Source organism: Aliiglaciecola sp. NS0011-25 (assembly GCF_040370605.1).
GTDB classification, from domain to species: Bacteria; Pseudomonadota; Gammaproteobacteria; order Enterobacterales; family Alteromonadaceae; genus Aliiglaciecola; species Aliiglaciecola lipolytica_A.
On the sequence record NZ_BAABWR010000007.1, the window covers coordinates 171,237 to 197,883 of the forward strand.

General features: G+C 41.8%; 21 protein-coding genes. 12 read left to right on the top strand and 9 right to left on the bottom strand.

Annotated features, from left to right (window positions below):
• The first annotated feature begins 41 nt into the window (after positions 1–41).
• The 4 genes from hisS to der all read left to right on the top strand — a co-directional run bounded on the left by hisS (position 42) and on the right by der (position 4,842).
• Positions 42–1,322, top strand: a complete 1,281-nt coding sequence (gene hisS, locus ABWV72_RS08230) for a histidine--tRNA ligase (RefSeq protein WP_353369882.1) — start codon at positions 42–44, stop codon at positions 1,320–1,322.
• Positions 1,323–1,366: 44 nt separating this feature from the next.
• Positions 1,367–1,981, top strand: coding sequence for a YfgM family protein (locus tag ABWV72_RS08235; RefSeq protein WP_216048159.1), 615 nt, complete (start codon positions 1,367–1,369; stop codon positions 1,979–1,981).
• 7 nt (positions 1,982–1,988) lie between these two features.
• Entirely contained in the window at positions 1,989–3,227 is a 1,239-nt protein-coding gene (gene bamB, locus ABWV72_RS08240; protein WP_216048572.1) for an outer membrane protein assembly factor BamB, read from the top strand.
• Between the two features lie 169 nt (positions 3,228–3,396).
• The gene (gene der, locus ABWV72_RS08245; RefSeq protein ID WP_353369884.1) at positions 3,397–4,842 is read left to right on the top strand and encodes a ribosome biogenesis GTPase Der; all 1,446 of its coding nucleotides are present in this window, start codon (positions 3,397–3,399) and stop codon (positions 4,840–4,842) included.
• Positions 4,843–4,897: 55 nt separating this feature from the next.
• On the opposite strand, the gene xseA is transcribed toward der, so the two are convergent.
• Positions 4,898–6,238, bottom strand: coding sequence for an exodeoxyribonuclease VII large subunit (gene xseA, locus ABWV72_RS08250; protein WP_353369886.1), 1,341 nt, complete (start codon positions 6,236–6,238; stop codon positions 4,898–4,900).
• 235 nt (positions 6,239–6,473) lie between these two features.
• On the opposite strand from xseA, the gene guaB reads away from it, so the two are divergent.
• On the top strand, positions 6,474–7,943 hold the full coding sequence (gene guaB / locus ABWV72_RS08255; protein WP_216048162.1) for an IMP dehydrogenase: 1,470 nt from the start codon (positions 6,474–6,476) through the stop codon (positions 7,941–7,943).
• Positions 7,944–8,019: 76 nt separating this feature from the next.
• Positions 8,020–9,597, top strand: coding sequence for a glutamine-hydrolyzing GMP synthase (gene guaA, locus ABWV72_RS08260; RefSeq protein WP_216048163.1), 1,578 nt, complete (start codon positions 8,020–8,022; stop codon positions 9,595–9,597).
• A 214-nt stretch (positions 9,598–9,811) separates the two neighbouring features.
• Here guaA and ABWV72_RS08265 read toward each other — a convergent pair whose 3' ends face one another.
• The 4 genes from ABWV72_RS08265 to ABWV72_RS08280 form a co-directional block, all read right to left on the bottom strand.
• Positions 9,812–10,987, bottom strand: coding sequence for an MFS transporter (locus ABWV72_RS08265; RefSeq protein WP_353369889.1), 1,176 nt, complete (start codon positions 10,985–10,987; stop codon positions 9,812–9,814).
• Between the two features lie 84 nt (positions 10,988–11,071).
• On the bottom strand, positions 11,072–12,334 hold the full coding sequence (locus tag ABWV72_RS08270; RefSeq protein ID WP_353369891.1) for an NAD(P)-binding domain-containing protein: 1,263 nt from the start codon (positions 12,332–12,334) through the stop codon (positions 11,072–11,074).
• Positions 12,335–12,388: 54 nt separating this feature from the next.
• A complete protein-coding gene (locus ABWV72_RS08275) occupies positions 12,389–12,835 on the bottom strand; it encodes a MarR family winged helix-turn-helix transcriptional regulator (RefSeq protein WP_353369893.1) in 447 nt (148 codons plus the stop codon).
• A 457-nt stretch (positions 12,836–13,292) separates the two neighbouring features.
• Positions 13,293–13,529, bottom strand: a complete 237-nt coding sequence (locus tag ABWV72_RS08280; protein WP_353369895.1) for a hypothetical protein — start codon at positions 13,527–13,529, stop codon at positions 13,293–13,295.
• 201 nt (positions 13,530–13,730) lie between these two features.
• Here ABWV72_RS08280 and tadA point away from each other — a divergent pair, with 201 nt between their 5' ends.
• Positions 13,731–14,261, top strand: a complete 531-nt coding sequence (gene tadA, locus ABWV72_RS08285; protein WP_353369897.1) for a tRNA adenosine(34) deaminase TadA — start codon at positions 13,731–13,733, stop codon at positions 14,259–14,261.
• 181 nt (positions 14,262–14,442) lie between these two features.
• Here the strand turns inward: tadA and ABWV72_RS08290 are convergent, their stop codons facing one another.
• Both ABWV72_RS08290 and mltF read right to left on the bottom strand, forming a co-directional pair.
• Positions 14,443–14,595, bottom strand: coding sequence for a hypothetical protein (locus tag ABWV72_RS08290; protein ID WP_216048169.1), 153 nt, complete (start codon positions 14,593–14,595; stop codon positions 14,443–14,445).
• A gap of 191 nt (positions 14,596–14,786) precedes the next feature.
• Positions 14,787–16,190: a membrane-bound lytic murein transglycosylase MltF gene (gene mltF / locus ABWV72_RS08295; protein WP_353369899.1), complete on the bottom strand. Its 1,404-nt coding sequence runs from the start codon at positions 16,188–16,190 to the stop codon at positions 14,787–14,789.
• A 218-nt stretch (positions 16,191–16,408) separates the two neighbouring features.
• Between mltF and purL the strand changes: the two genes are divergently transcribed.
• The gene (gene purL, locus ABWV72_RS08300) at positions 16,409–20,314 is read left to right on the top strand and encodes a phosphoribosylformylglycinamidine synthase (RefSeq protein ID WP_353369901.1); all 3,906 of its coding nucleotides are present in this window, start codon (positions 16,409–16,411) and stop codon (positions 20,312–20,314) included.
• A gap of 258 nt (positions 20,315–20,572) precedes the next feature.
• Positions 20,573–20,707 carry a hypothetical protein gene (locus ABWV72_RS08305; protein WP_353369903.1) on the top strand — a complete coding sequence of 45 codons (135 nt, stop codon included), beginning with the start codon at positions 20,573–20,575 and terminating at the stop codon, positions 20,705–20,707.
• A gap of 67 nt (positions 20,708–20,774) precedes the next feature.
• Here ABWV72_RS08305 and smrA read toward each other — a convergent pair whose 3' ends face one another.
• The gene (smrA, locus tag ABWV72_RS08310) at positions 20,775–21,359 is read right to left on the bottom strand and encodes a DNA endonuclease SmrA (RefSeq protein ID WP_353369905.1); all 585 of its coding nucleotides are present in this window, start codon (positions 21,357–21,359) and stop codon (positions 20,775–20,777) included.
• A gap of 116 nt (positions 21,360–21,475) precedes the next feature.
• Here smrA and ABWV72_RS08315 point away from each other — a divergent pair, with 116 nt between their 5' ends.
• Positions 21,476–23,371 (top strand): M1 family metallopeptidase, encoded by a 1,896-nt coding sequence (locus ABWV72_RS08315; RefSeq protein WP_353369907.1) that lies wholly within the window; start codon positions 21,476–21,478, stop codon positions 23,369–23,371.
• Positions 23,372–23,446: 75 nt separating this feature from the next.
• Here ABWV72_RS08315 and ABWV72_RS08320 read toward each other — a convergent pair whose 3' ends face one another.
• On the bottom strand, positions 23,447–24,061 hold the full coding sequence (locus ABWV72_RS08320) for a MarC family protein (protein WP_216048224.1): 615 nt from the start codon (positions 24,059–24,061) through the stop codon (positions 23,447–23,449).
• Positions 24,062–24,462: 401 nt separating this feature from the next.
• On the opposite strand from ABWV72_RS08320, the gene ABWV72_RS08325 reads away from it, so the two are divergent.
• Both ABWV72_RS08325 and ABWV72_RS08330 read left to right on the top strand, forming a co-directional pair.
• Positions 24,463–26,292: a cation:proton antiporter gene (locus ABWV72_RS08325; RefSeq protein ID WP_342804712.1), complete on the top strand. Its 1,830-nt coding sequence runs from the start codon at positions 24,463–24,465 to the stop codon at positions 26,290–26,292.
• A gap of 66 nt (positions 26,293–26,358) precedes the next feature.
• Positions 26,359–26,577 carry a heme oxygenase-like domain-containing protein gene (locus ABWV72_RS08330; RefSeq protein ID WP_353369910.1) on the top strand — a complete coding sequence of 73 codons (219 nt, stop codon included), beginning with the start codon at positions 26,359–26,361 and terminating at the stop codon, positions 26,575–26,577.
• Positions 26,578–26,647 lie beyond the last annotated feature (70 nt).

A 26,647-nucleotide genomic window follows, 5' to 3' on the forward strand; every position in this document is an offset into this window, starting at 1 on the left:
TTGAGAGCCAATACAGAAACGAATTTCAGAGTACGTATTTAGTGACAAAACAAATTCAAGCAGTTCGCGGGATGAATGATTGCTTACCCGCTGATTCAGGTGTTTGGCAATGGGTAGAGGATAAGATCCGCAGTGTGGTTGGCTCTTACGGCTACCAAGAATTGCGTACCCCTATTGTAGAGAGTACTGACTTATTTAAACGCTCCATCGGTGAAGTGACTGATATCGTTGAAAAAGAGATGTACACCTTTGAAGATCGCAATGGTGATAGCTTAACCCTTAGACCTGAAAATACTGCAAGTTGTGTTCGTGCAGGCAATCAACACGGTCTTATTTATAATCAACAGCAACGTATTTGGTACATGGGTCCCATGTTTCGCCATGAACGTCCACAAAAAGGACGTTATCGGCAATTTCATCAATTTGGTGTAGAGACCTTCGGTCTAAATGGACCCGATATCGATGTTGAAGTGATTATGCTCAGCGCGCGTTTATGGAAAGTGTTCGGTATCAGTGAGCATGTAACCCTGGAAATAAATTCGTTAGGCTCGAACCAAGTACGAGCGAACTATCGCGATGCCTTGGTCGAATATTTAAGCGCACGAAAATCACAACTGGATGAAGATAGTTTACGCCGGTTGGAATCCAATCCACTGCGAGTTTTGGACAGTAAAAATCCAGATGTGCAGGCAGCTATTAAAGATGCGCCAACCTTGTTAGATTATTTGGATGATGAATCCAAAACCCATTTTGAATCTTTGTGTTCGAAATTAACTGATATGGGCATTCAATACCGGATTAATCCACGCTTGGTTCGTGGTTTAGATTATTATAATCGTACGGTTTTTGAGTGGGTAACTGAAAGTCTTGGCTCGCAAGGCACAGTGTGTGCTGGTGGCCGATACGATGGTTTGGTAGAACAATTGGGTGGTAAACCTAGCACAGCTGTAGGCTTTGCAATGGGGATTGAACGACTCGTTCTGATGTTACAAACTTTAGGATTAACTTCAGATGTACCTGACCCCGTTGATATTTATGTGACTGCCCTTGGAGATTCTACGGAACTTTACGCCATGAAATTGTCTGAGCAATTGAGAGATTCTTCTCCACAGCTTCGAGTTCAGTTACATTGTGGCGGCGGAAACTTAAAAAAGCAGATGAAACGCGCAGATAAAAGCGCTGCACCAATCGTTATTGTGATTGGTGAAAACGAAATGAATGAAAATAAAGTTGTGGTTAAATACCTCCGTGAAGACATTCCGCAGGTAACCATTTCCAGTGATGAACTGGGCACAGTTTTAGCTCAATATTTTAAAATATAAGATAAAGTACAATAACGTATTATCGGTTGTACGAGGAAAATCAAATGGAAGAATTTGCAACAGAAGAACAACAAGTAGAAGCGATTAAACGTTTTTGGCGTGAGAATGGCTTGGCAATTGCAGTTGGCGTTATTTTAGGTGTAGGTGGTTTGTACGGTTGGAGATATTACAACGATACGCAAATTGCTGAAAAAGAAGCAGCTTCGCGTTCGTATGAGCAGTTAAGTGCCACTTTGACATCTGAAAACACGCAAAAAGCGGAAGCATTTGTTGCAGGTAACAAAGGCGGCTACTCTATACTAACAGCATTACAATTGGCTAAATTGTCAGTTGAAGAGGGCGATTTAGAAAAAGCCGCGAGTCATCTGAAATATGTGGCAAATAACGCCGATGATGAAGCAATTAAAAGCGTCGCTAATTTGCGTTTGGCAAGAGTACAAAATTCGCTAAGTCAATTTGACCAAGCCATGGCTAGTTTAGATTTAGTTACTCAACCTGCATTCGTTGCGCAAGTAGATGAGATTAAGGGTGATATTTACGTTAATCAATCTAAATTTGACGCTGCTAAAGAAGCATATAGTGCATCGTTAGACGCTAACGCTAATAATCAGCTAGTGAAAATGAAGTTGGACAACTTAGCGGTTGTTATCAATGGGTAATATCAGTATGGGTTTAAGTTGGATTAAGGTGGTTACATTTATAAGTGTAATGACACTAGCAGGTTGTTCAACTATTTCTGGCTGGTTTATGGACGACGAAGAAATTGAAATCCGCACCCTAAAACCAATAGAGTCGAAGTTTACTGCTACTCAGTTATGGTCACACGATTTAACTGGTGGAATTGATAAATTCTATTCAAGATTACGTCCTGCTGTTGCTTACGACAAAGTGTTTGCGGCCAGTCGTCAAGGTATAGTCGCAGCTTATGAACTAGAATCAGGTAAGCAAGTCTGGAAACGTGATTTCGCCGAATATCCTAATGAAAATTGGTACAGTTTTATTACTAATTTGTGGTCTGATGGTATTACAGCGAAAATTTCTGGCGGCTTAACCGTTATATATGAAACTGTATATTTGGGTTCTGAGAATGGCGAAGTGTTCGCTTTAGATGCCAATACCGGCGAAACCAAATGGGTTACTAAAGTACGCGGGGAAATTATTGCTTCTCCGGCAGTGGATGAAAATGTCGTATTGGTAAATACAGGTTCAGGCACTTTGTTTGCATTGGATGCGAACACCGGCGAACAATTATGGATGTTCGAGTCTGACGTTCCCGCACTTAGTTTACGGGGAATCTCTGCTCCTGTAGCCGTTAACGGTGGTGCGCTAGTGGGTACCGCTACAGGCAAATTAGTCGTCAATATTCTAGGCAGCGGCCAAACTGCTTGGGAACAAACCATTTCTGCGCCCTCTGGTGCAACTGAACTGGAACGTATAGTTGATATTGATAGTCAACCTCTAGTAGTCGGCCCTAATGTCTACGTCATTTCATTTGATGGGACCTTAGCTGCTGTTGAATTACGCAGTGGTCGAATTATTTGGAAGCGTGAATATAACTCTTACAGACGTTTGGGGATTGATGGCAATAGCTTGTTTGTAACTGATAAGAATAGCAACATATATAGCATTGACCGTCGTAACGGCGTTGAGTTGTGGAGTCAAGGTGGACTTAAAAAACGTAACTTAACCTCTCCTGAGTCTATTGGTAATTATTTGGTCGTGGGTGATAAGTATGGATTCTTGCATTGGTTAGATAAAACCGATGGAACAATTGTGTCACGTATGGATGTAGGTGGCGACGATGAAGATGAAGGGATTTATGTAGCGCCAGTTGCGTTTGGCGATAAGATATACACTCAGACTAGAGATGGTGAATTAATCGCTATAGCTGTACCTGTAATCTAATCAACTTTTGTTGATTTGGAATCATCGATTGTGTAAGTTCACTGATATTAACTCGCTTGGATTACCTTGCTAGATAGAAAGTGAACTTCATAGCCTAAGTACGAACTAATCACGGCTCAACTATCTAATTTAGATACTTGAGCCGTAACTATTTTATTGGAAAGATAATATGTTACCTGTCATCGCTCTCGTGGGTCGTCCTAATGTAGGAAAATCTACTCTTTTTAATCGGCTTACAAATAGTCGAGATGCATTGGTTGCCGATTATCCCGGGTTAACTCGTGACCGTAAATATGGTCAAGCCAAATATGAAGGCTTACAGTTTATTGTGGTAGATACCGGCGGTATCAGCGGGGACGAACAGGGAATCGATGCAGAGATGGCAGAACAATCGTTGTTAGCCATTGATGAAGCGCATGTGGTGCTATTTTTAGTGGATGCTAGAGCGGGTTTAACCCCTGCTGATATCGGTATAGCTAATCATTTGCGCAAACAAGAAAAAACCGTTTATGTGGTCGCTAACAAAGTGGATGGTATTGACGGTGACAGTGAAACTGCAGAGTTTTATTCTTTAGGGTTAGGTGATGTTTCACAAGTAGCAGCGGCTCACGGTCGAGGTGTTACTCAACTGTTAGAAAAGTCGTTAAAGCCAATTGAAAAGCTTTATCCAGATATGCACATACCTGAAGTCGTGCGTAACGATGACGGTGAAAATGCTGAAGCAGAGTTGCTACGTTTACAGAGCTTGCCGATTAAGTTGGCGATTGTGGGCAAACCCAATGTTGGGAAGTCGACCTTAACCAACCGTATTTTAGGTGAAGAACGCGTTGTTGTGTTCGATATGCCTGGCACTACCCGAGACAGTATCTTTATTCCAATGGAACGAGACGGACGTGAATACGTATTGATTGATACGGCCGGTGTTCGTAAACGTAAAAAAGTATCTGATGCCGTAGAAAAATTCTCCATCATTAAAACCTTACAAGCCATTGAAGAAGCGAATGTTGTTTTGTTATGCATTGACGCTAGAGAAGGTATAGCGGATCAAGATTTGAGTTTACTCGGTTTTGTTCTTAATGCCGGACGCTCTTTGGTCATAGCCGTTAATAAATGGGACGGTTTATCAAAAGATATCAAAGATGATATTAAACGAGAGCTAGACCGTCGTTTAGGTTTTGTCGACTTTGCCAGAATTCACTTTATCTCTGCGTTACATGGAACCGGAGTAGGGCATTTGTTTGAATCTGTGCAAGAAGCGTATGCTTCTGCTACTAAACGAATCAACACCTCCATGCTCACTCGAATCATGGAAATGGCTCAAGAAGACCATCAACCGCCGATGGTACGTGGTCGAAGAGTTAAAATGAAATATGCTCATGCTGGAGGATATAATCCGCCGGTCATCATTATTCATGGAAACCAAGTAGAAGACTTACCTTCAGCTTATAAGCGTTATATGATGAACTACTATCGTAAGTCATTACAAACTATGGGAACGCCAATACGAGTCGAGTTTAAAGAAGGGGCTAACCCATTCGAAGGCAAGACCAACAAGCTTACGTTATCACAACAGCGTAAACGCAAGCGTTTAATGACTCATCATAAAAAGCCCTAACTAGAGCTAACCTAGTGGACACTGGCAGTTGCTACAAACTGCCAGCTGTTACACTTTATTTCCCCGTTACTAAGCTATTGACCGAGCCATCATGAAATCGGGTGGTTATCTCATCATCTTGTTTTAACTGACTACTGTTTTTAATGATTTCACTGCCTTTGTAGGTAATGCTATAGCCACGGGACAGGGTCGAAAGCGGGCTTACGCTATCCAGTAATTCAGAGGCCTTGGCAAGCTGAAGTTGTTTACTGACTATAAAGTTTGTTGTCGATTTATTCAGTTGATTAATCAGAATTTTATTATTTTCCATTAATCTTTCTAGCCTATTGATTGGCGAGCGATTATGTAGTCGCTGTGTTATCCGTTGCACTTTATTCGCACTGTCTTGGAATTTGCGCTTAAATCTATGCTCTAACAACATCTGCATTTGATCCAAATGTTGGCTTTGTTGTTTGATTCGATTTTCCGGGTGGAGCGTCTTTAATTGTTGGCTAGAAATTTGCGATCTGTGTTTATGAAATTGAGTTTGACCGACCATGCTGCGGTGTAATCGCGACTTTAAATTTTGTAAGCTTTGTAGCACTTCTAAAATATCTGAACTGACTAACTCTGCAGCTGCAGAAGGAGTAGGGGCGCGCACATCTGCCACAAAATCAGCAATGGTGACGTCAACTTCATGGCCAACAGCGCTGATGGTTGGAATGACACAGGAAAATATCTTTCTAGCTAGGCTTTCATCGTTAAAGCACCATAAATCCTCAAGAGAACCGCCGCCTCGACCAATAATAAGAACGTCTACTTCATTTCGTTGTACCGCTTTATCTATTGCTTGGCAAAGCTGCATAGGAGCTAATTCGCCTTGTACTTGAGATGGGTACACAATGACAGAAATGAGTGGGTTTCTGCGTTTTAATACCGTTAAAATGTCGTGCAATGCGGCACCGGTTGCTGATGTAATTACGCCAACTCGCTGAATTGTCTCAGGCAGTGATTTTTTGTGTGATGTGGCGAATAGCCCTTCTTCAGCGAGTTTGATTTTTAACATTTCAAATTGCTGTTTTAATTGACCCTCACCTTCTGGTTCCATGAAATCGACAACAATTTGATAATCACCACGGGCTTCGTAAAGACCCACTGACGCACGAACTAATATCTTGTCACCTTCTTTGGGACGCACTTTTATACGAGAGTTTGCACCACGAAACATGGCCGCTTTAACTTGGGCGCGGGCATCCTTGAGGGTAAAATACCAATGCCCAGAAGCAGCCGCGACAAAATTAGAAATCTCTGCAGATAACCAAATTTGACCAATTTCTGACTCCAACACCGAACGGGCGAGTCGATTTAATTGGCTAACAGTAAATATATTTTTTGAAGAGTTAGATTGGTTTGGCATAAATTCCTTGAATATTGAACTGTTTCCCCCTAATTCCTCCAAAAATGTTGGCCTTCAAAGGAACGTTAAAAGGCAATATTTTTAGCAAAATGGAGAATAATGCAAATAAATGTATACGGTAAATTGATTAACACCAAAAACTTTTGAAATTTTACTACAAATTCAGTTTACCTGATAACGCAAAACCGCTACAATCACGCCGCAATTAAAACCCGCTAAATATAGGTGTAATTGCATGTTGAGGATTGCTAAAGAAGCCCTGACTTTTGATGATGTACTCTTAGTTCCTGGGCACTCCACTGTGTTACCTCACACTGCCGATCTGCGCACCAGATTAACCCGCAGTGTATCATTGAATATCCCATTAATCTCTGCCGCCATGGATACTGTTTCTGAGGCACGGTTAGCTATTGCCCTTGCACAAGAAGGCGGAATGGGATTCATCCATAAAAATATGGCTATTGAAGAACAAGCTAATCACGTTCGTGCTGTTAAAAAATACGAAAGTGGAGTGGTATCGGATCCCGTAACCGTAAGTTCTCAAGCCACCTTGGGCGAGATCAATGCCCTTAGTAAATATCATGGTTTCTCAGGTTTTCCTGTCGTTGATGATGATAATAATCTAATCGGAATTGTAACTGGCCGTGATTTGCGTTTTGAAAATAAACTTGATCAACCTGTGTCTAGCGTGATGACGCCCAAAGAACGATTGGTTACCGTGCCCGAAGGCGCAGCCTCTGACGAAGTGCTAGAACTGATGCATGAACACCGCGTTGAAAAAATTCTAGTGGTCGATGATGCGTTCAAACTCAAAGGCATGATAACGGTTAAAGATTTCCAGAAAGCCGAAAATAAACCTAATGCTTGTAAAGATGAATTAGGTCGTTTGCGTGTTGGCGCAGCTGTCGGTGTCGGTCCTGGAACAGAAGAACGTATTCAAGCCTTAGTTGAAGCTGGAGTAGATGTTTTATTAATAGACACCTCCCATGGTCATTCTCAAGGCGTTTTAGACCGCGTAGCTGCAACCCGTAAGGCATTTCCTGATATTCAAATTATTGCAGGTAATGTTGCCACAGCTGAGGGGGCTTTAGCCCTTGCTGATGCCGGTGTTGATGCCGTGAAAGTTGGGATCGGCCCAGGTTCAATTTGTACAACTCGTATTGTGACAGGTTGTGGAGTACCGCAAATAACCGCAGTAGCAGATGCAGTAGAGGCCCTTGAAGGTCGAGATATTCCTGTGATCGCTGACGGTGGTATTCGTTTCTCCGGCGATATTGCCAAAGCCTTAGTGGCAGGTGCAAGTTGTGTCATGGTCGGTAGTATGCTGGCCGGAACCGAAGAAGCACCAGGTGAAGTTGAGTTATATCAAGGTCGTTATTATAAGTCTTATCGTGGTATGGGGTCACTTGGCGCTATGAATCAAAGCCATGGCTCTTCTGATCGTTATTTCCAAGATACTAAATCAGAAGAAAAAATGGTGCCTGAAGGGATTGAAGGCCGGGTTGCTTACAAAGGTCCAATTTCTAACATTATCCATCAACAAATGGGTGGGTTACGCTCAGCAATGGGACTAACCGGAAGCGCTACGATTGATATTTTACGTACCAAACCACAATTTGTAAAAGTGACGGCAGCAGGTATGGGAGAATCCCATGTACATGATGTCAGCATCACCAAAGAAGCGCCTAATTACCGTTTAGGCTAATGTAGCTAGTTGTTCAATCTTAGGTATTGGCGTTGATGCCAATACCTGCTTTTATACTATTAACACGAGATTTTCCATGACCACTAATATTCATGATCAACGTATTTTAATTCTTGATTTTGGTTCTCAATATACCCAACTTATAGCCCGTCGCGTACGAGAAATTGGCGTTTATTGTGAGCTTTGGGCATGGGATGTAAGTGAAGAGCAAATTAAACAGTTTAATCCAAATGGGATTATTCTTTCTGGCGGTCCCGAATCAGTAACTGAAGCTAATTCACCACGAGCGCCTGAATACGTATTTAATGCTGGGGTTCCAGTATTTGGTATTTGTTACGGTATGCAAACTATGGCGGCCCAGTTGGGCGGAAAAGTTTTAGGTTCTGATAAGCGCGAGTTTGGTTACGCACAAGTTGAAGTGATCGAAAATATTCCTTTGTTAGCAAACATTGAAGACCATATTGGTAGCAACGGAAATGGCTTGTTAGATGTGTGGATGAGTCATGGCGACAAAGTTTTAGAAATACCGGAAGGCTTTGTTACTGGTGCACAAACCGCAAGTTGTCCTCATGCCGCAATGTTTGACGTGTCTCGCCAATTTTATGGTGTTCAATTTCATCCAGAAGTCACTCATACCCGTCAAGGAATGCGCATCTTGTCTCATTTTGTGATGGATATTTGTGGGTGTCAGAAATTGTGGACGGCAGCGAGTATTATTGAAGATGCAGTTGAGCGAATTAAGCGAAAAGTCGGTGACGATCAAGTTATTCTAGGATTATCTGGCGGCGTTGATTCCTCAGTAACCGCAATGTTGCTACATCAAGCAATTGGTAAAAACCTCACCTGTGTATTTGTTGACAATGGCTTGCTGCGACTCAATGAAGGTGAACAGGTCATGGAAATGTTCGGTGATCATTTTGGTCTCAACATTATAAAAATTGACGCTGAACCACGCTTTTTAGCCGCCCTTGAAGGGGAAGAAGACCCAGAAGCTAAACGCAAAATAATCGGTCGTGAATTTGTTGGTGTGTTTGATGAAGAATCGAGAAAGTTAAAAAATGCCAAGTGGCTTGCGCAAGGCACTATTTATCCAGACGTCATCGAGTCAGCAGGTTCAGCAACCGGTAAAGCCCACGTTATCAAATCACATCACAATGTGGGGGGGTTACCCGATGATATGGAAATGGGACTAGTTGAACCATTGCGCGAACTGTTTAAAGATGAGGTACGCAAAATTGGTTTAGAATTAGGCTTACCTTACGACATGCTTTATCGTCACCCTTTCCCGGGACCTGGTTTAGGGGTTCGCGTATTAGGAGAGGTGAAAAAAGAATACTGTGATTTACTGCGTCGAGCCGATGCAATCTTCATCGAAGAATTACATAATGCTGATTTGTACCACAAAGTGAGTCAAGCTTTTACCGTATTTCTACCTGTGCGCTCAGTTGGTGTGATGGGCGATGCGAGAAAGTATGATTGGGTGGTTTCCCTACGTGCAGTAGAAACCATTGATTTTATGACCGCTCACTGGGCACATTTACCTTATGACTTTTTAGGTAAAGTATCTAATCGCATCATTAATGAAATTGATGGCATTTCTCGCGTGGTTTATGACATCTCTGGTAAACCACCTGCTACCATTGAGTGGGAATAATAGCTTCCAACAAACTACATCTGGCAATATTTAGCCATATCAAAATAAATCTCAAAGCCCAGCGTTCGCGCTGGGCTTTTGGGTTGTGTAGCAGAACAAACCTAATTATTGAGCTTGGTTAGGCAGGTGTAACCTTAGTAGAGGTAGCAGGCCAATACGCCCAGACAAGAGAATAGGCTACAAGCAGGCGCACACTTGTAGGAGGTATTGCACATTATCCTTGCCGATCTAGCCTGCGCATCGCCCAAAGCCCTAAAATTGGCCCCGGGAGTAACCACCATACTACCCAAACCCCTTGCCATTGCCACAGTGCTGTGGTCAACGCAATTGATGGAATGGTCAAAGCAAAGCCTATAGCATTTAACATGGCCAAGGTTGAACCGATACGTTCTGTTGGAGCTGTTTGAGCAGCCAGAGCCGATAGCTGAGGCGAATCCGCAATAACTGTCAGGCCCCAAATACAGAGTAAAACTAACATCACTTTTGGCGGCAAAAAGGCAACCAATGGATAAATCATACAGATAAGTCCGGAGGACCCAAGAGCCAAGCGCGCCACAGACAGACTTCCTATACGTCTGCTCAGTGCTCCACCACCCACACAGCCCACCAGACCTAGCGCGATGATGGAAAACGATATCAATGGGTTCGATAAACTCTGAATGTCGAGACGTCCCATTTCACGAGACACCATAAATGGAATAAGGGTCCACATTGCATAAAGCTCCCAGCTGTGGCCAAAGTAGCCGATTGCCACTGCGCGGAAACGCCTTTCAGTTAAGGCTGCTAGCCCATCTCGTAGTCGTACTTTATTACTTGAAGACGGTAGGTGTGGGCCATCACCTAGAGCAAAGATAGCCACGCCACCTAGCAAAGCCAACCCAGAAGCGCCCAGAAGTGTCCATTCCCAAGGTAACCCGAAAGTCGCGCCACGCAATAGATGAGGTAGAGCAGTGCCTAGTGTTAACATTCCTACTAGCCATGCTAGAGCGGCCCCGACATATTTAGGTGTCCATCCAATCACTAGCTTCATACCAAGAGGGTAGATACCGGCTAAGCACAGACCGGTAAAAAAACGTAATAGCAGATCAAATGGTGGATGGGCTGCCACCAACACAAAGCTGGCATTTGCTAACGCACCAGCTAAACAGGAAAGGGCGAAAATGCGGCTGGCGCGTAATCGATCAGCCAGACCTGTGGTGGCAATAAATAGGGTACCAGTAATGAAACCAGCCTGAACAGTGAGAGTTAACCATCCAAGATCTTTCTCTGTTAGCCCAACATCATGAATGAGAGCCAAGCCCACCCCATTAACCGAGAACCAAAGCGAAGTTCCACATAGCTGAGCGAGCACGACAATGAATAGCGGATGACTTCGAATAAAGTAGGTCATTTCTCTCACCATATTCAACAAAAGAAAAATGCCCCCAATTCAGCCTAAGCCTATTAACAAAGCTAGGATTAGAGGGCGAGACTTTTATGCTGAGCAACTTCGATTGAGGGCAACGTCATCACAAGAAAAGGAGCGATTCGCAACAGGATCATCATCGATTACCTGATTCGCTAATTTAGACGTGACTGACTTAACCTGTTTATAGCCCGTTTTTAGCAGAAATGTTGGTGCACGGCCGTAGCTTTTAATACCAACAACATAAAGACCGGTTTCTGGGTGAGAAAGCTCAGCGGCGCCATGCTCAGGAACTGAACCACAACTATGAAGATTAGGATCAATAAGTGGACCGAGATTAACCGGACTTTGCGTAGCAGGATCAATGGAGGTACGCAATTCAGATAGCAACTGAAGGTTAGGGCGAAACCCAGTAGCTGCAATGATTTTATCTACTGGCGGTAGTTGAGATGAATGGCTTTTTACGATCAGTTTGTCATTTTCACAGTTGATTTTTTCTATTGCTATATTAGTAAATACCTCGATTTTTCCTTCATCCAGTAATTTTTGGATATGAACTTCGAGGCTTCTACGTTCTTGCAGCTCATCATTTTTTGGTGAGCGCACAATGTTATCGACGGAGGAGCCGCGTATTCCCCATAGAACCCGCATGCCATCAGTTTGATCAGAGAGTTTGACTAAATCCTGTAATGCGTTAAATGCCGAATGGCCGCCACCGATGACGAGTACGGACTTGCCTGCGTACTGTTTATTGCAACAACCGAGAATATCAGGCACACCGTAAGTAATTGATTGCGAAGCCGTAAGCTCACCAATAGCTGGAATACCATGAGCGCCAAGCCAGTTGGGTGTCTGATAGGTACCAGAGGCATCGATTACGGCCTGGACAAGGATATCGCGATCACCTTCGGGGTTTGAAACACGCACCACGAATGGCGCGCGCTCCCGCATTTCATTGCGTAAAATATCGTGATATTGGCGGCTGACGTTAACAACACGGGTATTCAAATGTAGGTGAGGGGCAACCTTCTCGTGGGACGCTAAAGGCAACACATAGCGTTCAAGCAGTTCGCTTCCGGTTGGAAATGCGCTCAGATCCGGTTCGTCCCAGCCCTGTTTCTTAAGTAGAGAAACCGCTTTGGGATCCATGTTGTATGACCAAGGCGAAAACATACGCACATGACCCCAACTTGCTAGGTTGGAACCGGCACAATCACCTGATTCAAAAATAATGGGTGTAAGCCCTGCGTCGAGCAAGTTAACTGCTGAACTTAAACCGATAGGACCGGCGCCAATAACGGCGATAGGCAAGTTTTCGTTATTGTAATTCATAGGTAAACCTCTAAATAATGTTGTTACTAACAACAATGTAGTTAAAAAAATAGTTTAAGTGCCGAGTCGGGCCCGCGCTGCTACAGTTAGCTTTTCTAACAGCACAGTAGCAGCATCGACCACTTCATCAGAGATGTCAGATATCATGGACGCTTCTTCTGCAATCAGACTTTTATGTATGGTGGAATAAAGCGCATGACCCTCAGGACTCAACGACAGCTGAACTGCGCGCTGATCAAGGGGATCTAAGGTCTTGAGTGCATAACCTTTACGCAGCAGTGAATCAACTACGCGACTTGCAGTACTTTTATCAAGGCACATATCTTCAGCTAACGCTTTAAGCCTTAAAGGACCACGTTTTACAAGCGTTTCGAGGGCGTAGCACTGAGCGACCGACACGTTATGACAGCATATGCTTTCACGATCACGGAACTGATGTACACGGATTAACTGGTTAACTGCTTCGTAGAGCGCTTCTGCGCGCTTAAGCTTTGAGTCCATCGGAAAGTCTCTAAATTATGTTGTTAGTGACAACAATATCCTAGCGGTAAATTTTCTGCAAGCCCTGGAGCTTGTTCAATCACAATGGCGAACGCTCGGCGCGGTCCAATCAAATGAAATATCGGGTTACTCAAGCCGCAAACAATAAAAAATCTGAGCATGGCATTAATAACTGATATTTTTAATGAATGATTGAATACGATAGGAGCATAATATCCGACTATGTTTAGGTCTCAGCTAAGGAACTTATTGATATTGTGAAGGGAATTAGAAATTGTAGACTTAACTGTCCCGTTTAAACCAACAGCAGAGCATTTTGCTTCGATATTCCAATAATTTGCGTCCTGGTCGGGCGGTAACCAGCAAGCTATTTTATTCTCGTTGATTTTAAACTGGGAATCGTAACGAGTCTGTAGGGTACAATAAAGGCGATATTACTATCGCCTTTTTATGGGGGTTACGCCGCTTTATTGCGCTCTAAATTATCAAATTCCCGTTTAAGCACATACTTTTCATCGGTAACAATGGCTTCAAGTACCGCAATTCGTTCTTGCATCACCGTGAGCTGTTGTTTTAATTCGTCGTTTTCTTGCTGAGGTTGGGTCTCCTGTTTGACTTCTTTTTTATCTTTACCGGTTAATTTAATAATGGTCCAGCATATGATTGCGATAATGACGATGGCGGTTAAATTCATAGCGTAGTCTCCTTTGACTGGCTTAGTGTTAGCGTATTGGTATGTTATGCCGTTATAATCTTGTTTTGCATATTTTTAACCAACTTTTATTTTCTTTTTATTTCAATGATTTACGTTTTTACATGGACTTCAGTTGATAAGTTTATTAGTTAAATAAACAACTTTTTGAGTAAATTAACCAATGTTTTTAGTGATATTAGAATGGCAATCCTAAATCCCCCAGATGAAATTCACATGCAAGATGAGTATTGGATGAACTATGCTCTATCGTTGGCAGATAATGCGTGGAAAATTGGCGAAGTACCGGTTGGTGCAGTGTTGATCAAGGATAATAAGTTGGTTTCCCAAGGCTGGAACCAGTCGATCAATTTACATGATCCATCTGCTCACGCAGAAATGATAGCCATTCGAGAAGGAGGGAAAGTCCTAAATAACTATCGCATGGTGGATTGTACTCTCTATGTTACGTTAGAGCCTTGTCCCATGTGTGCAGGGTTGCTTGTTCATTCTCGAATAAAACGTTTAGTATTTGGCGCAAAAGATTATAAAACGGGGTTTGCTGGTAGTTTGATGAACTTACTCAACGATGAAAGATTGAACCATCAAATCGAAGTACAAGGTGATGTTCTAGCTGCTCAGTGTGCAACTAAAATATCAGACTTTTTTAAGATGCGTCGAGAGCAGAAAAAAGCCCAAAAGCAATTAGCTAAAATTCAAAATGGGACAAACTGACGAACCACAAATTTTAAAATTTTGCTTAGAAGCATTGTTTTCAAATGATACAGGTGATTTGGTATTTTACGCTGTAGGTATTGTGGTAAGCAAAGAGGATGTTTGAACTTAAAGGCAGTTTGAAAGCACAGACAATATGAAAAACAAAATTGCCCTTGGCGCTTTCTAGCTGAAGCTTATTTTAGCTCGCTTCAGCAAAGGTTTCTTGTAAATCAAATTGTTGAAAATTTTGACGCCTAACTAATACTTTCTGGTGTACTTTTTTCAACATTAGTCTTCTTCGGCTACTATTGCCGGGTTTCATTTTTCTGTTTAGTGTATTTCTTTTTCTCATGGTAACTCCTGTGAGGATTATTCTCCTATTTTGTTTAAATAAAACGCGTTAATTACTATAGACAGTTAAATTTCCCATTAGTTTCATAAATATTTAAATTGAAACAAATGAATCATTTAGTTGTTATTAGCTTGGCATGCAAATATGACTGCTATATGACAAGTCAATAAACAGCGTAAATTTTGGATGGTTTAGTTTTCTTGAGCTTGAGCTTGAGCTGCGTCTTCAGCTTCATCGAGGGTTTCGGCATCCTGCCCGTCTAGCCACATTAATGTATCATAGTACCGCCGTATGTTGTCAACATAAGTAACAGCTTCATCCCCTCGTGCATATCCATAACGGGTGGTTTTGTAGTATTTTTTCTGACGTAATTGAGGTAAACGTTTTTTAACGTCTATCCACATATCGGGGTTGCCACCTTGTCTTTGGGTCAGTACCCGCGCATCTTCTAAATGGCCTAGTCCTATATTGTAAGACGCCAAGGCAAACCAAATTCGATCAGGCTCTTGAATGCGTGCAGGAATTCGACTTAATAAATTGGCAAAGTATTCTGCTCCGCCACGAATGCTTTGTTCCGGGTCTAATCGAGACTCAATTCCTAAATCTTCTGCTGTTGCTAAAGTTAACATCATCATCCCGCGGACACCGGTTGGGGATTTTGCTTTCGGATTCCAGTGACTTTCCTGATAGCTCATTGCTGCTAACAATCGCCAATCTAAATTTTGCGCATGTTGCTCAAACCATTGTCTAAAATTGGGTAAATTAGTTCTTGCTGAGCGAATAAATTCGCGGGTATCAACATAGTTAAATTGTCTTACATGACCAAAGTACTTATCTTCTAACGCGGCAAGGGTGCCATTTGATTGAATTAGGCCAAAGTATTCGATAAGGGCCGCTAATAAAGAATCATCTTGGCTCTTATCTAAGGCCCATGCCACCCCTTGTTCTTTGCTAATGGTGAATCCAATACTGAGTTCAGGGTGTCTTCTGCGCAGCACTGCTAATATATTAGAATCTACTATGGTGTAGGCAAGTTCATCGTTTAACACCATTTCCATTAGTTCTTCTGCGTCTTTGTCATCTGTTTCTTGCCAGCTCAGCTGTGGATGAAAAGGTTTAAATTCCCGTAATGTTTCTGCATGGCTGCTACCGGCAATGACTAACATTTCTTCGGTTAGATCTGTGGCACTCCTAGGGCGTTCATTACCTTGTTTGAACACCACTTTTTGGCTGATATTTTGATACGCAGGACCAAAGCGGAATAATTCTGCTCGTTCATTGGTTACGCTAATCCCTGCAGCAATTAAATCTAGGTGATGATTAGCAAGTTGCGGAAATAGTTCGTTTAGAGTGTAGTAAGGGAAAACTTCCAGCCGCACGCCTAGATAGCTAGCGAAGCCGCTGGCTAGTTCATATTCAAATCCCTCTGGTCCTACTGGGCCATTGAAATACGTCGTTAAACCATAATTGGTTCCAACTTTGAGTACACCTTGATCTAAGATGCGTGCCAATGTACTGGATTGTTGCGGTTTTTCGCATGCACTGAGCACGAGCACTAAGTTCAGTAGTAAAAACCGTAAAACTGTTTTCTTCACAGATTCCCTTTTAAAACAGGTTAATTCCCTCATTGTGACGAAATTGTTTGAATTCATCTAGGGGAATAATGCAATTGAACACTAAAAACTTTCAAATCAGACCGATTGATGCTTATCAATAGATTGATTTTACACTATAATTCGCGCCTCAAAACTTCCTGAAATCGTGAACTTTGGCAGACTAAATGGTCAAGTTCCAGTAACTTTGGTAATAGCCTATGCTAGTCCTTCGTGGTGCCCCTGCGCTATCTGATTTTCGTGTTGAAAAATTACTTCAACGTTTTACTTCTGCTCAACTTCCCATTGCTGAAATTTATGCTGAGTTTGTGCATTTTGCACAAATTGAGTCGGACATAACCTCAGAGCAGACACAAGTTTTAACTCAATTACTCACCTATGGTCCAGCTATTCCAGCTCATGATCCAGAAGGAGAGCTAATATTAGTGGTGCCAAGACCTGGGACTATTTCTCCATGGTCTTCTAAAGCGACTGATATTGCACACAATTGTGGACTCAAAGAAGTTAAACGAATAGAGCGAGGCTGCGCATACTATTTAAAATTTGCTGCTGAGTTAAGCGCAGAACAACACGCAGAATTGCAACAAATATTACATGACCGTATGACAGAAGCGGTAATGTCTGATTTTGACCAAGTTGAAATGTTATTTGTAGAGGATTCGCCGAAACCTTATAGCAGCGTGGATGTGATTGCAGGTGGCCGAGAAGCCTTAAGCGCAGCCAATGTTGAAATGGGTCTTGCCCTTGCCGATGACGAGATTGACTACTTAGTTGAAAATTTCCAGCGTCTAGGTCGTAATCCAAACGACATTGAACTTTACATGTTTGCCCAAGCCAACTCTGAGCACTGTCGACATAAAATTTTCAATGCCGATTGGACGATTGATGGCGCTAAACAGTCTAAATCGCTGTTCAAAATGATTAAAAATACCTTTGAGTTGAATCCTGATTTTGTGCATTCAGCATACAGTGATAACGCAGCGGTAATGGAAGGATGGAAAGCGGGTCGCTTTTTCCCTGACCCAGAATCCCATGAGTACGAATATCATCATGAAAATATTGATATTTTGATGAAAGTGGAAACCCATAACCACCCAACCGCTATTTCTCCTTTTTCAGGCGCAGCTACAGGTTCTGGCGGTGAGATTCGTGATGAAGGTGCCACTGGAAGAGGTTCTAAGCCGAAAGCTGGGTTAGTGGGGTTCAGTGTCTCAAACCTAAATATTCCTGGATATGCGCTGCCTTGGGAAACGGCTTATGGTAAACCTGAGCGAATTGTTGATGCATTGGAAATTATGCAGCAAGGACCTTTAGGTGGTGCTGCGTTTAATAACGAATTTGGTCGCCCGAATATTCTTGGTTATTTCCGTACTTATGAACAGCAGGTAAATAGTTTCAATGGTGTGGAAGTACGTGGTTATCATAAACCAATTATGTTGGCTGGTGGATTAGGAAATATTCGTCAATCGCATACTCAAAAAGGCGAAATCACCGTTGGAGCAAAGTTAATTGCGCTAGGTGGACCGGCCATGAACATTGGACTAGGGGGAGGCGCTGCTTCTTCCATGACATCTGGTGAATCTAATGAGGATTTGGATTTTGCATCTGTGCAACGGGGTAACCCAGAAATGGAGCGACGTTGTCAGGAAGTTATCGATCGTTGTTGGCAGTTAGGTGACAATAATCCTATTCAGTTTATTCATGATGTTGGCGCTGGTGGTTTATCAAATGCCTTCCCTGAATTGGTGAATGACGGTGGTCGCGGTGGTAAATTTGAACTCAGAAATGTGCCCAATGACGAACCCGGTATGGCTCCCCATGAAATTTGGTGTAACGAATCACAGGAACGCTACGTATTATCCGTGGCCCCTGACAAGCTGCCATTATTTGAATCTATTTGTCGTCGTGAAAGAGCTCCTTTTGCGGTTGTTGGCGAAGCCACACAAGAGCCTCATTTGGCATTGCATGATGACCACTTCAATGACTTACCAATTGATTTGCCATTAGACGTATTGTTGGGTAAACCACCGAAAATGCATCGTGATGTGACCTCTAAAAAAGCCGCAGGGGATGACTTTAAAGCCGAATCTGTAGACATAAATGAAGCAGCGGAACGTCTTTTACGTTTGCCTACTGTGGCAGAAAAAACCTTCTTAATCACTATTGGTGACCGCAGCGTCACGGGATTAGTGAGTCGTGATCAAATGGTCGGCCCTTGGCAAATTCCGGTGGCTGACGTTGCAGTGACAGCGTCTTCATTTGATAGCTATCAAGGTGAAGCAATGTCGGTTGGTGAACGCACACCTATTGCACTATTGAATCACGGAGCGTCAGCACGAATGGCAGTTGGTGAATCTTTAACTAACATTGCTGCAGCAGATATTGGCTCATTGAATCGCATCAAACTGTCTGCCAATTGGATGGCAGCAGCCGGACACCCGGGTGAAGATGCAGGTTTATATGAAGCTGTGAAGGCCGTTGGTGAAGAGCTATGTCCTGAACTGGGCTTAACTATTCCGGTTGGAAAAGATTCAATGTCAATGAAATCCCAATGGCAAGAAGAGCAGCCAGATGGGCAACAAGACAAGGCGGTAACTTCACCATTGTCATTAATTATCACCGCCTTTGGTGCGGTCCGAGATATCCGTAATACGCTAACTCCGCAGCTAAGAACCGATAAGGGTGATACACTTTTATTATGTTTAGATTTGGGGGAAGGACGCAATCGTATCGGTGGTTCTTGTTTGGCTCAGGTATACAGTCAGTTAGGTAATCAAGCTCCTGATGTCACTAAGCCTAAATTACTAAAATCTTTCTTTGAAGCAATGCAAACTTTGGTGCATCAAGAGTTATTGTTGGCATATCACGATAGATCTGATGGTGGTTTGTTCACTACTTTGGTTGAAATGGCTTTTGCTGGACATACAGGCATTGACGTTCAATTAGATAGTTTCAAGGGGGATGCGCAGTCAGTATTGTTTAACGAAGAATTAGGCGCAGTGGTTCAGGTGACGAAATCCAACTTAGATAAAGTCAACCAAGTGCTAAGTCAACATAATCTTACTGAAGTCACCCATGTAGTTGGAAGTCTAAACAATTCAGACAGAATTGAAATTAGTCATAAACAACAAAAAGTCATATCACAAGAGCGCGGCTACTATCGTCTGATTTGGGCAGAAACCACAGACAAGATGCAACGCTTAAGAGATAACCCTGAATGTGTGGACCAAGAGTGGCAAGCCAAAGGGAATGCGCAGGATCCAGGTTTACATTGTGAGCTAAGCTACGACATCAATGAAGATGTTGCTGCACCTTATATTTCGAAAGGTATTAAACCTAAAATCGCTATTTTACGTGAGCAAGGTGTTAACTCTCAAAACGAAATGGCCGCTGCATTCAATCGCGCAGGTTTTAACGCAATTGATGTGCATATGAGTGATGTTATCGGTCAGAACGTCGCGTTAGATCAGTTTGCTGGTTTGGTTGCCTGTGGTGGTTTCTCATATGGTGATGTGCTGGGAGCAGGGGAAGGATGGGCTAAGTCCATTTTGTTTAATAACTATGCCCGGGATCAATTTGAACAGTTCTTCCATCGGCAAGATTCGTTTAGCTTAGGCGTATGTAATGGTTGTCAAATGCTTTCAAATTTGAAATCTCTGATTCCTGGTGCTGATTTATGGCCGCATTTTGTAACGAACCAATCGGAACGATTTGAAGCGCGAGTGTCGATGTTGGAAGTTCAAGAGAGTAAATCAATATTCTTTGCTGGCATGCAGGGTTCACGTTTACCCATAGCTGTTTCACATGGCGAGGGAAGAGCAGAATTTAAACATACTGGTCATCTTCGACAAGTTCAAAATAATCAACATGTTGCGTTGAAATATGTGGATAATTGGGGAAATGTCACAGAACAGTATCCAGCCAACCCGAATGGTTCTCCGGACGGGATTTCAGGACTCACCTCCAGTGATGGTCGTGCCACTATTATGATGCCGCATCCTGAGCGAGTGTTTAGAGCCGTGGCAAATTCGTGGCAAGCAGACGAGTGGCAAGAAGATGGTCCTTGGATGAGAATGTTTAGAAATGCACGAGTCTTTGCTGGCTAACCACAAAGAAAGCGATTTACTACAATTACGAATCTAAAAAATCTAAAAGCGCCTAATTTTTTAGGCGCTTTTTTAATGAATTATAGTTGTACGTTAGATCGTTGATTTAATTAAATAATCCTTTGTCAATTGGGAAAAACGGGTTTAGACTAAAGTCTAATCTAGGTGTAGTTATCAGAGATGATATTTTTACCAAATGGACTTGCATAAACTTACCGACAACAATTACTATTTTAAAATAATAATAAGAGAAATAAAATGAATCGTTCGTCAAAAGGGTTTGGTTTAACGGGTGTTTTTGCCACTGTACTTTTCCTAGTTGTTTTAGCCGTTGTTAGCACTCCCGCAAGTTCTAAAACCATTTCTACTGAGAGTAAACAGGAACAAATTTAAAGAGGTTTTAGGTTTTACAAAGCTTATTTGAGATCATTTGCATATGGACTTGATCCTAAATCTGATGTTATTTCTTTCGATGTAACTCTCTATTCAAAGCCTTATCTGTTTCACTTTTTTTCAGTAAAACATACACAGAGGCAACGCCACCATGGTGTTTTTGCGCCGTATGAAAGGCTAAAACTTGTGGCATTTGCTGTAACCATTTGTTCACATAACTTTTTAGAAATGCTGAGAACGGCTGACTGTTCAAACCTATTCCATGTTTTATTAATAACGTTCTAATACCTTTTTGCTGGGATTGCAGAACTGTTTCAAACATTGCTTGTCTTGCTTGTTCAAATTTATACTGCTGGATATTAAGGGTTGCGTCGATCTTGTATTTGCCTAAACGTAAATTTTTAAATACACCTTCTTGAACTCCCGACTTTTTGTAAATAAGGTGATCGTAGGGGTCTAAAGGTTCTACGTACTCGGTAACCAAATAATTTTGAGCTAAATTTAACTCTCTTTGCAAAGCTTCACGTTTTAAGCTTTGTGCGAGGGTAGGCTTGGTTTTCAAGGTGATTACTGTATCTTGTTTAGGAAGTGGTTTGACATCCTGCATCGCATCCAAAAACGTCGAAATATCTTGTTCATTTTGTTTAGCCATATCATCTCCTATCGATATTTAATGATTCACTTAACCTAGTTTTAAATTAACGGCTATGCTTTCGGTGCTAACTAGTTTTATGTCACAATTAGCGAAAAAGTTCACTAGGAAAATAAATGAAAAGTATTCGTTATCTTGCATTTTTATGGATATCTACTTTGCTGGCATGTTCAAATCCGGAGCAACCCGCTGAAATCAAAGCACCACAAACACCACAACAAACTTCCAAACAAACGCAAATAGACCATGCTAAAGATTATCATTCTTTTGCAAATCCGGATGTTGTGAAAGTGTCACACATCGATTTGGATTTAACCGCTGATTTTGACAAACAACAATTGATAGGCACAGCAACACTTACTTATCAAAAAGTTGATGAGCAAGGGAAAACCCTGATTTTGGATACTCGGGGATTAACCATTTTAGAGGTGAATTCAGGAAATACACCGGTTGCTTTCGAGCTTCAAAAAGAAGTTCCAAATCTGGGCTCAGCGCTGCACATTACGTTGCCCGAACAAGGTAATCAAGTCAGCATAAGTTACCACACCTCAAAAGATGCGTCAGGCGCTCAGTGGTTAACACCAGAACAAACTGCCGGTAAACAGTATCCATTTTTATTTACCCAAGCACAGGCTGTTCATGCTCGTAGTTTCATTCCATTACAAGACTCACCACAGGTGAGAGTGACCTATACAGCCACTATTCGCACGCCTAAAGAATTGCTCGCGGTGATGAGTGCTGCAAATGATCCTGTTACACCCCGAGACGGCGTTTATGAATTTAATATGCCGCAACCTATACCTTCTTATTTAATCGCACTGGCAATAGGTGATCTGCATTTTAAACCTATGGGCGAGCGCACAGGTGTTTACGCTGAGCCATCAATACTCGATGCCGCGGCGAGTGAGTTCGAAGACACCGAGAGTATGTTAGAAGCGACTGAGAAAACCTATGGGCCCTATAGTTGGGATCGTTACGATTTATTGATTTTACCGCCGTCATTTCCATTTGGTGGCATGGAAAATCCGCGTCTTTCCTTCATTACCCCAACGGTCATTGCGGGAGACAAAAGTCTAGTGTCTCTAATTGCTCATGAGCTTGCACACAGTTGGTCTGGCAACACAGTGACGAATGCGACTTGGCGGGATCTATGGTTAAACGAAGGTTTTACCACTTATTTAACCTATCGGATTATGGAAATGATCTACGGAACAGACCGCTACAATATGGAAGCGGTTTTGGGATACCAAGACTTACAAGCCGATATTGCTGCGTTACCTGAAAATGATGAAATTCTGGCGATTGATTTACGAGGACGTAATCCTGATGACGTATTTTCAAATATTCCTTACGAAAAGGGCGCTTTATTTCTTCGCGAAATCGAACAAAAAGTAGGGCGAGATAATTTCGATAAGTTTCTACTTGAATATTTTAATCATTTTGCGTTCAAAAGTATTACAACCGATCAATTTGTGAGCTATTTGGATCAAACGTTACTGACTACTTACGCAGATGTTTTAGACAAAGAGCGTATTCATCAATGGATTTTTGAACCGGGTATTCCAGATGGAGCACCCATGCCAGAATCAGATGCATTTAGTAAAGTTGATACAGTACGTGATGCTTGGTTAGAGGGAAGTTTAAGCGCTAAACAGATTAATACTCAAGATTGGACTGTTCATCAATGGCTGTACTTTTTAAATAATATGCCACAGAAGCTAAACGATATGCAGTTGGTTGAACTTGATAGTACCTTCCAATTAACGGCGAGTAAGAACAATGAAATTGCTCACAGCTGGTTATTAATCGCAGTGAAAAATGAATATAAACCTGCCTATGAGAGACTCTATAGTTATTTGGTCGGAATTGGTCGCAATAAGTTAGTCAAACCTTTGTATCGAGAGTTAGCTAAAACTGTAGAAGGTAAAGCATTTGCCAAACGCGCATTTGAAGAGGCTAAGCCTGGTTATCATCCATTGACAGTGCATGTTAATCAGGGATTTGTTGAATAACAAAGGGCAGCAGTGAAGTTGTTTTAAATAAAAAGGGAGCTGATAAGGCTCCCTTTTTGATCTTTATTTAGTTACTTAAGAGAAACTACTAATCCACTTCTCAATAGATAATGCTTCAATCACAAACTCAACAGAAAGTGCGGCTAAAATCATCCCCATAATGCGGGTAAGAATAGAGGCTCCACCAGAGCCGATAATGCGTATGATTTTTCCAGACAGCAGCAACAATACAAGGGTGATAAGCAATACACTTAACATCACCAAAGCGGTAGTAATTTGTTCTTCAATAGGATGAGTATAATTATCGGTTAATAGGATAACTGCTAAAATTGCTCCTGGAGAGGCAGTAGCTGGAATCGCCAAAGGGAACACGGCCATATCATGATCTTTATCCATTTCTTTACGGCTTGAATTATCATCAAAAATCATTTTAATTCCAAACAGAAATAAAATGATGCCGCCGGCCACTTTAAAAGACAACAGACTAATTCCCATTGCCGTTAGGATGATTTGACCAACTACAATTGCTCCCAAAAGTACCAAGCTGGAATAAATTATTGTTTTGAATGCTGTTTTACGGCGCTCTGCTGGCGTAAGGCTACTGGTTAACCCAGCAAAAAGCGCCATAGTGCCTATTGGGTCAACAGTTGCCCAAATAATTAAAAAGTCATTTATTGTTTGTTCCATCATGCTGTATTTACTTCTCGGTCAAAATATCGAATGTTGATCGCATCAAACCTGATAGTTTGATCATCGGTTAAAAAATGGGGTCAAAAAGGCTATTTCAAGGCAGGTATTATGCTTGAGATCTTGATAACAAAATCTTACAAACTAATTTCCAACTAGAACTTAAGCGCAATTGTAAACTTTTTTGCCTCACTTTTCGTAAATTAATTGGTCATCGGTTGGATTGTATCGAAGCTGAGTAACCTGTATAAATGCTACTTACCATTTGTTATTGTTTAAATGGGATTTGTTGATTCATTTACAACTATATCTGTTCGTCATTTAGTTAAAAAATGCTTAATACTGGCATTAAAAGCTATTAAGAAAATTATTGGAAAGTTTAACTAAGATATTAAGGAAAGTACTTGATTGATATTACTGCTGGACTGGTTTTGGTTGGATTGTTATCCATTTTTTGTCAATATTTTGCCTATCGCATAAAACTACCCGCAATCTTACCTCTGTTAATTGTTGGGATTATAGTTGGCCCCGTTACCGGTGTAATTAATGCCGACCAAATCTTTGGTGACTTATTGTTTCCTGTGGTGTCGTTGTCTGTCGCGATTATTCTCTTTGAAGGTGCGTTAACACTAAGGTTTGAAGATTTACGCGGACACGGTTCGATGGTTCGAAATTTGTGTACATCAGGAGCGGTTTTGACCTGGTGTTTAGTGGCTGTGATCACCCATTTAGTTTTAGATATGTCTTGGGAAATGGCATTTCTATTTGGTGCAATTGTTACCGTGACTGGACCAACCGTTATTGTTCCCATGCTGCGTACCGTCAGACCAAGCAATAAATTAGCAAATATTCTGCGTTGGGAAGGGATTATTATTGATCCTATAGGCGCCTTGTTAGCAGTGTTGGTATACGAATATATTATTTCTACGCAGGATGCGCTGAGTCACACTCTATGGGCATTTAGCATAACAGTAGGGATAGGTCTTGGTGTTGGTGCTGTAATGGGGTATTTGCTCGGACTTGCCCTGAGACGAAATCTCATTCCTCATTATTTACGCAATACCGCTGTGCTTACCTTGATGTTAGGCGCATTTGCCGGTTCAAACATGATGGCTCACGAGTCTGGATTACTCACTGTGACAATTATGGGGATGTGGTTGGCTAATATGCGCGATGTTGATGTCGATGACATACTAGAATTTAAAGAAACCTTAAGTGTACTGTTAATTTCTGGCTTGTTTATCTTATTGGCCTCGAGGATTCAGTTGGATTCCATTCTCAATGTAGGCTGGGGCGCGATCATTGTTTTATTGGCAATAATGTTTGTTGTCAGGCCAATTTCGGTGATGGTTTCTTCCCTGAAAACAGGTTTAAATTGGCGCGAACAAGCATTCTTAAGTTGGGTTGCACCCAGAGGAATTGTTGCTGCGGCAGTATCTGCTTTGTTTTCATTGAAGTTAGAGGCGCTTAATTATGCGCAAATTGAAGTACTAGTACCTTTAGTTTTTCTCGTGATCATTTCTACCGTTGTGGTGCAGAGTTTAACCGCCGTTCACGTGGCCCAATGGCTTGGCATTCGTGCCCCTAAACCAAATGGGTATTTGATCTTTGGAGGGGGTGAATTTTGTAGAATGTTTGCCAAAGAACTGATGGATAATGATGTAAATGTGTGTGTAGCCGATACAAACTGGGACTCTATTCGGTCCGCTAGAATGCTGAATATTCCCACTTACTTTGGTAATCCAATGTCTGAACATGCTTCACGGACCTTGGATTTCACCCTATTTGGCAGAGTGCTGGTCATGTCGCCTTACCGCCAATTAAATCCTATGGTGACCTTTCATTTCGAAGATGAAATGGGGAAAGGAACTGTATTAGGTTTAAGTAATAATGAGCAACAACAAAGACCTAGCCATCAAGTATCAGAATCCTATGCGAAAAAATTGGGATTATTCGCGGACGGAATTACCTATGGAAAGTTAGCAAGTTGGGTGGCCAAAGGTGCCAAAATCAAAACAACTCGGTTAACGGAAAGTTTTTCCATGGAAGATTATTTGCAAGAATACGAGGGTAATTTATTGCTTTTGTGCGCATTTGATAGTCACAATAAATTACGGATGATTACGAACAAAAAATCGTTAGAGCCCAAAGCGGGGTGGCGAATAATGAGCTTAGTGATCCCCAAACAAATAGAATCAGAAACGGCTGTTAAATCTAAGGATGATAAGTCATAAAGATGGTGAGAAATTTATATATTACCTTGAAAAATTCCATCATTTTGCTAGTTACCTACTCATATAATGAATAACCGAATTAATAACCCAAGTATGGATATTGGTGTATTTGTAAAAACTGAAACAGCGGAACTTCATCGTTCAGTAGAAAGTGATTTGTCTAGGTTTCTATTTCATAGAAACCTGAGCTGCAATACCTATTTGCAAATTCTACAGGCATTTTATGCAAGTTATGTGGCAATGTGTAATGGTCTAATTATTCAAAACACTTTGTTGGAGGTATGATATCAAAAACCAACGAGGTAAAGATGAAGAAGTATACAGCCGAATTTAAACTAGAATGTGTTGAGTTGAT